The 12,448-nt window shown below is 41.1% G+C and carries 8 protein-coding genes; all 8 read left to right on the forward strand.

Annotation, left to right across the window (positions count from 1 at the left end):
• Positions 1 to 702: 702 nt before the first annotated feature.
• The 8 genes from galU (at position 703) to HHO47_RS14060 (ending at position 12,310) form a co-directional block, all read left to right on the forward strand.
• Positions 703 to 1,614, forward strand: coding sequence for a UTP--glucose-1-phosphate uridylyltransferase GalU (gene galU / locus HHO47_RS14025; protein WP_169020856.1), 912 nt, complete (start codon positions 703 to 705; stop codon positions 1,612 to 1,614).
• 174 nt (positions 1,615 to 1,788) lie between these two features.
• Complete coding sequence (locus HHO47_RS14030; protein WP_169020857.1) at positions 1,789 to 2,268, forward strand: DUF721 domain-containing protein; 480 nt, start codon at positions 1,789 to 1,791, stop codon at positions 2,266 to 2,268.
• 486 nt (positions 2,269 to 2,754) lie between these two features.
• Entirely contained in the window at positions 2,755 to 5,463 is a 2,709-nt protein-coding gene (secA, locus tag HHO47_RS14035; RefSeq protein ID WP_169020858.1) for a preprotein translocase subunit SecA, read from the forward strand.
• A 96-nt stretch (positions 5,464 to 5,559) separates the two neighbouring features.
• Positions 5,560 to 5,955 (forward strand): 8-oxo-dGTP diphosphatase MutT, encoded by a 396-nt coding sequence (gene mutT / locus HHO47_RS14040; protein WP_169020859.1) that lies wholly within the window; start codon positions 5,560 to 5,562, stop codon positions 5,953 to 5,955.
• Between the two features lie 297 nt (positions 5,956 to 6,252).
• A complete protein-coding gene (locus tag HHO47_RS14045) occupies positions 6,253 to 8,328 on the forward strand; it encodes a M13 family metallopeptidase (protein WP_169020860.1) in 2,076 nt (691 codons plus the stop codon).
• A 433-nt stretch (positions 8,329 to 8,761) separates the two neighbouring features.
• Positions 8,762 to 9,637, forward strand: a complete 876-nt coding sequence (locus tag HHO47_RS14050) for an NTP transferase domain-containing protein (protein ID WP_169020861.1) — start codon at positions 8,762 to 8,764, stop codon at positions 9,635 to 9,637.
• A gap of 49 nt (positions 9,638 to 9,686) precedes the next feature.
• Complete coding sequence (locus tag HHO47_RS14055) at positions 9,687 to 10,760, forward strand: phosphotransferase enzyme family protein (protein WP_169020904.1); 1,074 nt, start codon at positions 9,687 to 9,689, stop codon at positions 10,758 to 10,760.
• Between the two features lie 179 nt (positions 10,761 to 10,939).
• Positions 10,940 to 12,310: a Gfo/Idh/MocA family protein gene (locus HHO47_RS14060; protein ID WP_169020862.1), complete on the forward strand. Its 1,371-nt coding sequence runs from the start codon at positions 10,940 to 10,942 to the stop codon at positions 12,308 to 12,310.
• The last annotated feature ends 138 nt before the right edge of the window (positions 12,311 to 12,448 follow it).

Below are 12,448 nucleotides of genomic sequence, written 5' to 3' on the forward strand. Positions count from 1 at the left end.
GAGAACACTGAGATCACAGAGGAAAAGATTAAAGACGGAAAGTGAAAGGGCAAAGGGGCTTGATGTATTCATAGCCCACCACTTGTTACCCACTGCTCGTGGCTTTTTCTTCTCGGTGCAGCGAAGCACCTCTGTGCCCTCGGTGGTAAAATTGTTTTAAGTGATTTATTCACCACAGAGAACACTGAGATCACAGAGGAAAAGATTAAAGACGGAAAGTGAAAGGGCAAAGGGGCTTGATGTATTCATAGCCCACCACTTGTTACCCACTGCTCGTGGCTTTTTCTTCTCGGTGCAGCGAAGCGCCTCGGTGCCCTCGGTGGTAAAATTGTTTTAAGTGATTTATTCACCACAGAGAACACTGAGATCACAGAGGAAAAGATTAAAGACGGAAAGCGAAAGAGCAAAGGGGCTAGGTGTCTAGCTTTTGTGGGAACAGGCTTTAGCCGTGATTGTTTTTTAGTTATGTGCTCCAAACCAATCGGCGCTAAAGCGCTCTCCTACGATAGTAAAGGTGCTAGGATTTAGATGTATTTTTAGCTCGTGGCGCGTAGCTTTCATTGTGTCATATTTTATAATTTGTAGAACCTAGAACCTAGAACCTAGAACCTAGAACCTAGAACTCATTCACTTCCTATAAAGCTTCACGCTGTTAATTTAAACTTAAATTGAATTAATAAAAACTTAAATAAAGGACTAATAATGAAAGCTGTAATCCCTGTAGCTGGCCTTGGCACTCGTATGCTACCAATGACCAAAGCAATTCCAAAAGAAATGCTACCACTGGTGGATAAACCACTTATTCAATATATTGTTAATGAATGTGTTGCTGCAGGCATTAAAGAAATCGTATTAGTGACGCACAACTCAAAAAATGCTATTGAAAACCATTTTGATACTAGTTACGAGCTAGAAGCAACACTTGAAAAGCGTGTTAAACGTACCTTACTTGAAGAAGTACGCTCAATTTGCCCGGTTGATGTAACTATTATGAGCGTTCGCCAAGGCGAAGCTAAAGGCTTAGGCCATGCAATATTATGTGCTAAACCAATCGTAGGTGATGACGACTTTGTAGTTGTATTGCCTGATGTAATTTTAGATGCATACACGGCTGATCAAAAAACTGAAAACTTAGCGGCAATGATCAAACGTTTTAATGACGTTAAAGCAAGTCAAATTATGCTTGAGCCAGTTGCACAGCAAGATGTGAGTAAATATGGTATTGCTGATATTGATGGTGCTGTAATTGGTGCAGGCGAAAGTGCAAAAATCAAAACCATGGTTGAAAAACCAAACACTGAAGATGCACCTTCTAATTTAGCGGTTGTTGGTCGCTATGTGTTATCTAAAGCTATTTGGCAGTTACTGGCTAAAACCCCTGTGGGTGCAGGTGGTGAGGTTCAACTTACCGATGCTATTGATATGCTAATGGAAAAAGAAACGGTTGAGGCGTTTCACATGAGCGGGAGCTCTCACGATTGTGGTGATAAGCTAGGTTATTTAAAAGCGATTGTTGAATACAGTATTCGTGATGAAAATCTAGGCGCTGATTTTACAAACTTTGTAACAGAATTAGTAAACCCTAAAAAGCCAAGCTATTTAAAGGCTGTGTAAATTTATTGTCGGCGCGGCTTTATGCCGCGCGGTTGTGTGAGGTGTTAGATTATAGATGGTGCAAGTCTCTAGCCTTTCATCTTCAACCTAGCGTCAGTATCTTTCATTTCTCGGGTAGCTTTACCTTCTGCATTCAACTAAAATCGGATATCTAATGTAATTTGGTGTTTTTTCATGGCTAAAGATAGGTTCGCGCCAAAACCTTTAAACGATATTATGGCTGGCCTGAGTGGTCGATTGTCGTCGTATGCAGGTAAAAGCCAAGCATTAGATAAACAACAAACTTTATTGAGTGAGTTTTTGGGCGCTAATTTAGGTGGAAAATGTCGCGTTAGTAATTATCGCGATGGTACGCTGATAATTGAGGCACTATCTGCGTCAATAGCACTGCGATTAAATTACTTAAAAATGGATATGCTTTCCCACTTTCGAGCTGCGGGTATGGCAGAACTTGGACAAATCAAAATTACCGCTAACCCACAAACCAGTCAACGATTAAGTGCGAATAATATGTTACAAACCGCGAACGCGACTCCTGCGAATAAATTAGCTATGAGTGAACAAACCGCAGATTACCTCAATGCGATTGCACAAAGTGCACCACCGTCACTAAAAGAAAAGCTAGAGCGACTAGCGAGGCATGGTAAAAAATAAAGGTTTTAGGTGCTAGGAAGAAATAGGCGCTAGGAAAAGTTTACCATGTATACTTAGTTTGCAACTGTCTTGTAGAACCTAGAACCTAGAACCTAGAACCTAGAACCTAGAACCTAGAACCTAGAACCTAGAACCTAGAACCTAGAACCTAGAACCTAGAACCTAGAACCTAAGTTCTTATACTCCCCTTGATTTTCTTTTATCCACCTCCATATCTCCATAGTCAATATAATTTTATAGTCTTACTTAAAGTTATATTTACGGCTTATTGTAAATTTTCTTGCAGAAAACTGATATCTTAACTACGCGATGGTTTGATGTTTCGCAGAGTCTGGTATAGTAGCGCACTATTAAACGCTGTATTTCACAACGTTTCTCGAAATTGCTAATTAATATGTGCTCGTGTGAGTAATCTATTAATTAGTAATTATAAAAATGGGTTAGCTGATACTCGGCTAGCAAAGAACACATTGTAACGGTTTTATCATGATATCTAATTTATTTACCAAGATTTTTGGTAGTCGCAATGACCGCACTATTAAAAATTTAAGAAAGACGGTCGCGCTGATCAACGCGCTTGAAACGCAACTTGAAGCGCTTTCAGACGAAGATTTAAAAGCCAAAACAGAAGAGTTTAGAGAGCGTTACGATAACGGACAAAGCCTTGACGATATCCTACCAGAGGCATTTGCCGTGGTACGTGAAGCATCAAAACGTGTAAATGGTATGCGTCACTTTGACGTGCAGTTGCTAGGTGGTATGGTTTTACATCAAGGCCGCATCGCTGAAATGCGTACTGGTGAGGGGAAAACCCTTACTGCAAGTTTACCTGCATACTTACGTGGTATTACGGGTAAAGGTGTTCACGTAATTACTGTGAATGACTACCTTGCCAAGCGCGACGCTGAAACTAACCGCCCATTATTTGAATTTTTAGGTTTAACAGTTGGCTGTAACGTACCGGGTATGATGCCGCAACAGAAAAAAGAAGCGTACGCTGCCGATATTACCTACGGTACAAATAACGAGTTTGGTTTTGATTACCTGCGTGACAATATGGCGTTTAGTATTAACGAACGCGTACAACGGCCACTTTACTATGCGGTAGTCGATGAAGTTGACTCAATCTTAATTGACGAAGCCCGTACTCCACTGATTATTTCCGGCCCCGCAGAAGACAGTTCACAGCTTTACACTGAAATTAACACCATTGTTCCTTTGCTTGAATTACAAGAAAAAGAAGACGAAGAAGGTGTTGAAGGCGATGGCGATTTCACCATTGATGAAAAAGCCAAGCAAGTTCATTTAACGGAACGTGGGCAAATTAAAGTTGAAGAGTTACTAACTGAGCGTGGCTTAATTGAAGAAGGCGATTCGCTTTATTCAGCGGCAAGTATTACCTTACTTAGCCATATTTATGCGGCCTTACGTGCTCATAAACTGTATCAAAAAGATATTGATTACGTTGTCAAAGAAAACGAAGTTATTATTGTTGATGAGCACACTGGCCGTACAATGGAAGGACGTCGTTGGTCTGAAGGTTTACATCAAGCTGTTGAAGCAAAAGAAAATGTAAAAATTCAAAACGAAAATCAAACGTTAGCGTCAATTACATTCCAAAACTACTTCCGTATTTACGATACCCTTGCAGGTATGACCGGTACTGCCGACACTGAAGCGTTTGAATTTCAGTCAATTTATGGTCTAGATACCGTTGTTATGCCAACTAATAAGCCGATGATCCGTGAAGATCGCGCTGATTTAGTGTACTTAACGCAAGATGAAAAATACGAAGCTATTCTAATCGATATTAAAGATTGCCAAGAGCGCGGTCAGCCAGTATTGGTGGGTACTATTTCAATCGAAAGCTCTGAATATTTATCGCAATTTTTACGTAAAGAAAAAATCAAGCACAACGTACTTAATGCTAAATTCCATGCCCAAGAAGCAGACATCGTTGCCGATGCTGGTTTACCAGGCACAGTAACAATCGCAACTAACATGGCCGGTCGTGGTACTGATATCGTGTTAGGTGGTAACTGGAATAGCGAAGTTGAAAAACTTGAAAACCCAACTGATGAGCAAATCAAAGCGATTAAAGAAGCGTGGCAAATTCGCCATGATGCAGTAATTGCTGCTGGTGGTTTACATATCATTGGTACTGAGCGTCATGAATCACGCCGTATTGATAACCAGCTGCGTGGTCGTTCTGGTCGTCAAGGCGATGCTGGCTCAAGTCGTTTTTACCTCTCAATGGATGACGCATTAATGCGTATCTTTGCTGGTGAACGCATGACTAATATGATGCGTAAACTGGGTATGCAACGCGGTGAAGCGATTGAGCACCCGTGGGTTAACCGTGCTATTGAAAACGCGCAACGTAAAGTTGAAGCACGTAACTTTGATGTGCGTAAACAGCTGCTTGAATACGATGATGTAGCAAACGATCAACGTCGTGTTGTTTACTCGCAACGTAATGAACTACTTGAAGAAGGCGATATTTCAGAGACGATCACGGTTATTCGTGGTGATGTATTGGGTAACACTATTGACCAATATATTGCACCGCAAAGCCTTGTTGAAATGTGGGATATTCCAGGTCTTGAAGAGCGCTTAAAGCAAGACTTCTTAATTGAATTACCGATTACACAATGGTTAGCTGACGATAACAAACTTTACGAAGAAAAGTTACGTGAGCGCATTGAAGAGTCAGTTGAGCAAGCTTATAAACAGAAAGAGCAACAGGTTGGCGATTCTGTACTACGCCAATTTGAAAAAGCAATCATGCTACAAAGCTTAGATCAACATTGGAAAGATCACCTTGCTGCGATGGATCATCTTCGCCAAGGTATTCATTTACGTGGCTACGCGCAAAAGAATCCTAAGCAAGAGTACAAGCGTGAGTCGTTTGAATTGTTCTCAGAAATGCTTGAGAACCTGAAAATTGATGTAGTAAGTATTTTAAGTAAAGTACAAGTACGTGCTGAAGAAGATATTGAAAAAGTAGAAGAGCAACACCGCAAGAGTGAAAATGCACCACGTGAATATCAACATGAAGAAGTTGAGCATGTAGGTGGAGAAGCTCCTCAAGGTGCTGTTGTAACTGCACGCGCAGAGTCAAAAGTTGGCCGCAACGAACCTTGCCCGTGTGGCTCGGGTCAAAAGTTCAAACAGTGTTGCGGTAAGTTAAAATAACCAAATGTTATAATTAACAATTAAAAAGCGACGCCTGCGTCGCTTTTTTTGTAAGATTAAATTTGCGTAGCTGCAGGTTTTAATAAAGGTATTACGATGACTAAAAAAATTGTGCATGTAGCGGTGGGGGTTATCAAAGCAGATAACACACTATTTATTTGTAAACGCCCTGATGATAAACACCAAGGTGGTTTATGGGAGTTTCCGGGCGGCAAAGTAGAAGCAGACGAAACCGTATTCGAAGCACTAAAGCGCGAACTTCAAGAAGAAGTAGGCTTAACACTTAATAGCTCAAGCGAGCTGATGCTTATTGAGCATGATTACGGTGATAAATGTGTAAAACTCGACGTGCATTTAGTCACTGATTTTAGCGGCCAAGCCCATGGCGCAGAAGGTCAGCAAAGTGCATGGGTCGCGATTGATAAGTTAGACAATTACAATTTCCCTGCCGCTAACGTAGAGATTATCGAAAAAATAAAAGTGGATGTTTAATTAATTACTTATAGGTGTGGTTTTATGCCGCGCTTTTGTATTTAGATGTTAGATGGAGCTAGTCTCTGCCTTTAACCTAGTATCTTTCATTGCTCGGTGTAGCACCTCGGTGGTGAACTTAAAATTGCGTGTGATAAACCCTCGCTTACAAATTTTGTTACATATTTAAAGCACTTGTTTTGGTTCATCGGTTTATTGTTGCACTGAACAAGTTTAATATGGAAATAGCGAATATTCTATCGAAGTACTTTATTTGAGTGGTGAATATTTAAACGATAACTAACAAACGAGACAGTCATGAAAAAAGTAACTCTAACTGCGGTAAGTATTGCACTTGCTTTTGGATTAGTTGGTTGTGGCGGAAAACAAGAATCAACAAAAGCGCCAGATACCAACACTGCGAGTGAAGAAGTAAAAACAGTTCTTAATTCAGGTATTGAATTAGCAAATATAGACAACTCGGTTCGTGCTCAGGATGACTTTTATTATCACATTAATGGTCAATGGTTGGCGACGACTGAGATCCCCGGTGATAAATCAAATTACGGCTCATTCTCACAATTGTATGACGACTCTCAAGCCGCAATGAAAACAGTGCTTGAAAAAGCGGCTGCTAATACAGCTGCTAAAGCCGGAACTGATGAATATAAGCTAGGTGCATTCTTTAAGAGCTACATGAATGAAGTCAAGCGTGATGAATTAGGTATAACGCCGCTAAATGCCCCATTGACTGCTATTGATGGTGTTAAGGGTAAGTCTGATTTAGTTGCCCTGATGGCGCAAATGCGCATTCAAGGTGGTGCGGTGCCATTTGGTTGGTATGTAAATAATGATGCTAAGAACTCGAGTGAAAATGCATTATATGCGTATCAATCAGGCCTTGGCTTACCGGATCGTGATTATTATTTAAAAGATGACGAAAAGTTCACTAAAATTCGTGCCGCGTACCAAGTTTACATTGCTGACGTTCTAAAACGCGCAGGTGTAGAAAAAGCCGATGAAGCTGCTAAAGCAATTATTGCACTTGAAACCAGGATTGCTGATGCACAGTGGACGCGTGTTGAAAGCCGTGATGCGACAAAGTCTTATAATAAAATGAGCGTGAGTGATGCGAGTAAGCTCACGGGTGAATTTGACCTTGTAGAATACTTCAAAGCGTCTGGTGTAAACGTACAAGATATTATTGTAAGTCAGCCTAGCTACTTTGAAAAGTTTGCCGATATTTATAAAACGACAGACCTTGAAACGTGGCAACAATACCTTAAATTTCATTTAGTAAGTAACTACGCCAGTATATTAGATAAAGATCTGGTTGATTTAAACTTTAACTTTTACAGCACCACATTACGCGGCGTAAAAGAGCAAACTCCGCTTTGGAAACAAGCCGTTGATGCATCAAATGAAGTGTTAGGTGAAATTTTAGGCAAAGTGTACGTTAAAGACAATTTCCCGCCAGAAGCAAAAGCGCGGATGGAAGAGTTAGTTGATAACGTGATCAAAGGTTATGGTGTTGCAATTGAAAATCTTGAGTGGATGAGTCCTGAAACCAAGCTTGCCGCAAAAGAAAAGCTCGACAAATTCACTCCAAAAATTGGCTATCCTGATAATTGGAAAGACTACTCACAGTTAAGTATTAATGCGGATGATTTAGTTGGTAACTATATTCGCCATAGTGAGTGGGCTTATGACGATATGATTGACAAGCTAGGTAAGCCAGTTGATCGTTCTGAATGGCATATGACACCACAAACAGTAAACGCTTACTATAATCCGGTGAATAACGAAATTGTATTCCCAGCAGCAATTTTACAGCCGCCATTTTTTAACCTTGAAGCTGATGATGCAGTTAATTATGGTGCAATTGGTGCGGTAATTGGTCACGAGTTAGGTCATGGTTTTGATGATCAAGGCGCTAAGTATGATGGTGATGGTAATTTACGTGATTGGTGGAGCGAGTCAGACCTTAAACAGTTTGAAGCGCGCACTGCTCAGTTAGTTGCACAGTATAACGAGTATCAACCATTTGCAGATGCGAGCGTTAATGGTCAATTGACCTTGGGTGAAAATATCGGTGATTTAGGTGGCCTAACGGTTGCTTTCACTGCTTATCAGTTATCGCTAGGTGGCGACAAAGCGCCAGTGATTGATGGTTATACCGGTGATCAGCGCTTCTTTATGGGGTGGTCGCAAATTTGGCGTCGTAAATACCGTGACGAAGAGTTACGTAACCGCCTAATGACAGATCCTCATTCACCAAGCCATTATCGCGTGATCGGTATCTTGTCGAATATGCCTGAATTTTATCAAGCATTTGACGTAAAAGAAGGCGACAAAATGTACATCAAACCAGCTGAACGCGTAAAAATTTGGTAATTAATTTTTATTAGTTTGCTGATTAAACGGTGGCTTAGGCCACCGTTTTTGTTTTGAGGGGGAGTAAAAGGTTAAAGGTTCGAGGTTAAAGAGAAAGGAGCTAGGGAAGTGACTAGGAGCGCGTTGCTCGAAGCCCATGGCATTTACCCTTTATGCAAAATGGTCTTATTAGTGGGGTTATGCCGAGCTCTAAAATGTGGCTCGGAGTTTGTGCGTCAGCAAGCTTAACGCCTACGGTGTTAAATTATATACCGGTGTTTAATTACTTGTAGGCGAGTGGCTTGCCACCGCGAAAGGTTAAAAAAGGTACTGGATACTAGGGAAGTGGCAAGGAGCTTGGCTAGAACCTATCCTCTAGACCTAGCTCCTATAGCTAGATCTGGCGGTTGAAACTGGTAAACTCTGATTTATTAGTAGTAAAAGTGGGTTAAAAATGAAAAAACATCATCTAAGTTTAGTCGTCCTCGCGGGTGGTTTGGGTACTCGCTTTGGTGGCAATAAACAAATAGCTGAAATTACTGGCCTTGGTTGTACCATAATGGAACTCAGTATTGCTGATGCTGTTGCAGCAGGAGTAACTCAGGTTGTATTAGTGATCAATCAGGCTGTGCGCAGCGAGATTGAGCAAGTGATTTTACCGCGCTTACCAACGGGGATTGATGTTGTGTTGGTTGAACAACGCATTGATTTAGTGCCAGAACAATTCCAATTAGTTGCACAACAGCGAGGTAAACCTTGGGGCACCGGACATGCTTTATTGTGCGCTAAAGATCATGTTCATAACCCTGCGATCGTTATCACAGCCGATGATTATTATGGCGCGTCGTCATTTTTATTACTCGCTGAACATTTTAAAAACCTGACTAGTTGGGCTATGGTGGGTTACCCAATTATTGATACTTTGTCAGAGCAAGGGGGGGTGAATAGAGGCGTATGCCAAGTCAAAAATAACCAATTAATTGATGTTGTTGAGTATTTAAATATTCAGCACGAGAATGGTCAAATAATGGGTGATAACCCGCACGGCAGCCGCGAGAAAATTGCTATGGATGCGTTGGCATCAATGAGTTTTTGGGCAATTACGCCAACATTTTTTGACCGCCTAGAAACAGGTTTTGATGAGTTTCTGCAAAAGTATGACAACGGTGTCAGAATGGAGTATTATTTACCCGATCAAGTTCAACAAGCGATCACATCTAATCAACAAATAGTTACTATATATTCCGCAAAAGAGTCGTGGTATGGAGTAACTTATAAATCAGAATTACAGGATGTTACAGGTAAATTATATGAATTACGTCATGGATGAATTAGCCCCGATCTTGCCTTTTACCGGGTATAACAATAGCGAAATAAGTATGAAGTCAAATTCCATTGCGGTTTACTTGTCTGAGAATTTTGGTCTAGGTAGTGAAAAAGTCAGCATGAAGCCAATTGGTAGTGGTCACATAAATACCACTATGCTGTTAACTGCACCAAAAAGATCATTAGTAGTGCAAAAACTAAATACCGAGGTTTTTCCTGAACCAGACATGTTAGTTAAAAATGCTCGTTTAATTGAACGTCACTTAACTAAAAAACGTCAATTAGGTGAATATGATTTAGCAATCATCCGCCATGTTCCTACAGTTGAAAATAACTATTTAGTTGATTGTGATAACGGTGTTTGGCGTGCACTCGAATTTATTGGCGGCAGTTATAGTGAAGATGTAGTTTTAAATACTTCACAAGCGCAAACTGCAGCCAATGCATTTGGTCAATTTGCTGTTGCTTTAGAAGATTTTGATGCCAAGCAACTACATCATGTTATTCCTGATTTTCATAATTTGGCGATGCGCGCTGAAAAGCTCAAAGCTGTGGTTGCAAAAGATCCCCAGCAGCGCTTAGCCAGCTGCCAAGCTGACGTTGATTTTTGTTTCGCGCAATTTGGCTTAATTGATGAGCTTAAAGCATTGACCGGCATTGTACCGGTTCGACCATGTCATAATGATACTAAAATTAATAATATGCTGTTTTGTAATACATCAAATGATGCCAAAGCAGTGATTGATTTAGACACCTGTATGCCTGGTTATTGGTTGTATGATTTTGGTGATATGGTGCGTACTTTTTGCTCTCCTGAACAAGAAGATTCAACGGATTTAGCTAATGTATGTGTGCGTGAAGAGATTTTTGCAGCGGTAGTCAAAGGTTATGTAGAGCCTTTGAAAGGCTTGATTACCGAACAAGAAAAACAAAGTTTTTGGTTAGGCACCAAAGTAATGACCTTTATGATTGGCCTACGTTTTTTAACCGATTACATTGACGGTGATCATTACTTTTCAATCAAGCATGCTAACCATAACTTAGAACGTGCGCAAAATCAGTTTGCGCTATATCGTGATATTCTCGCAAAAAAAACCACGCTTAAAGCTATTTTAAGTGACGTTTAATTAGTTGCATATTGGTTCTAGGTTGTAGGTTGTAGGTCTAGAACCTTATTTTCTGGCGTGTATATCACGCTTGAACTTCAATATTTTAATCTCATTTTTCTGCTATCCACCCCTATCGGCTTTACCTCATGACTGGTTTTAGGTAAGTTAAATTGAAGTTAGTTCAAGGATAATAATAAATGAAGCAGTTTAATCGTCGAGATTTTTTAAAAGCCGCGAGTGCTACGGCAGCGGTTAGTGTGATTTCAGGATGTGCCTCGGGTACTCAAAGTGCTGTTATTGCTCCCCCAGCGCAAGGGCGCTCTGTAATTGGCCTTGTCGCGCCAAAAATGGAGGTGGTACGGGTGGGATTTATTGGCTTAGGACAACGTGGTTTTGGCCACGTAAAGCGTATGAGTCATATTGCTGGTACAGAAATCAAAGCAATTTGTGATACTCATGAGGAGGTATTACAGCGTTCAGCTAACTATCTCACTGACAAAGGGTTGACTAAGCCTGCACTTTATACAGGCGCTGATAATGCCTACCAAGCAATGCTTAATCGCGATGACATTGATATTGTGATTATTTCTACGCCTTGGTCATGGCATGCACCGATGGCAATCGATACCATGAATAGTGGTAAACATGCTTTTGTTGAAGTGCCGTTAGCATTGACAGTTGAAGAAATGTGGCAACTAGTTGATACCGCTGAGCGCACGCAAAAGAACTGTATGATGATGGAAAATGTCAACTACGGTCGTGATGAGTTAATGGTATTGAATATGGTTCGCCAAGGCGTGTTTGGTGAGCTGCTACATGGTGAGGCTGCCTATATTCACGAATTACGTTGGCAAATGAAAGAACTGGAGCATAAAACCGGTTCTTGGCGTACCGCTTGGCATGCTAAACGAAATGGTAATTTGTATCCAACGCACGGCTTAGGGCCTGTGTCACAATATATGAACATTAATCGCGGTGATCGGTTTGATTTTTTAACCTCGATGAGCTCTCCAGCACTGGGTCGTAGCGCTTATGCAAAGAAAGAATTTCCAGCCGATCATCAACGTAATCAGCTTAATTATATTGCTGGCGATATGAATACCACGCTGATCAAAACAGTAAAAGGGCGCAGTATTATGGTTCAACATGATACCACCACGCCACGTCCTTACTCTCGCCATAATTTAATTCAAGGTACTAATGGTGTATTTGCTGGTTTTCCAAATCGTATAGCGTTGGAAGATGGTGGTTCGAAGAGCTTCCATGAGTGGGATTACGAAATGGCTGATTGGTATAAAAAATACGACCACCCACTGTGGATCAAAATGGGCGAAGAGGCAGAGCGTAACGGCGGCCATGGCGGCATGGACTTCTTAATGTTCTGGCGGATGATCTATTGTCTGCGTAATGGCGAAGCGCTTGATCAAGATGTTTACGACGGCGCAGCTTGGTCTGTTATATCACCGCTGTCAGTACAGTCAGTTAGTAATCGTAGTGCGTCAATTGATATTCCTGATTTTACTCGAGGTGCATGGCAAAGTGCCAAACCGCTAGGGATAGTTGGTTAAGCGACAACAGCTGCGCGAGGTAAACTCGCGCATATTGTGTTTTGCGTCAGCAGGGTTTTTATTTGCTGCTGAGGGAGGCGTTACTGAGCAATAAATGTTAATTGCCTATAAATAGCGGGTGTTTATACCTAGGCTGTA

Source organism: Pseudoalteromonas arctica (genome assembly GCF_012927645.1).
Classification (GTDB): domain Bacteria; phylum Pseudomonadota; class Gammaproteobacteria; order Enterobacterales; family Alteromonadaceae; genus Pseudoalteromonas; species Pseudoalteromonas arctica_A.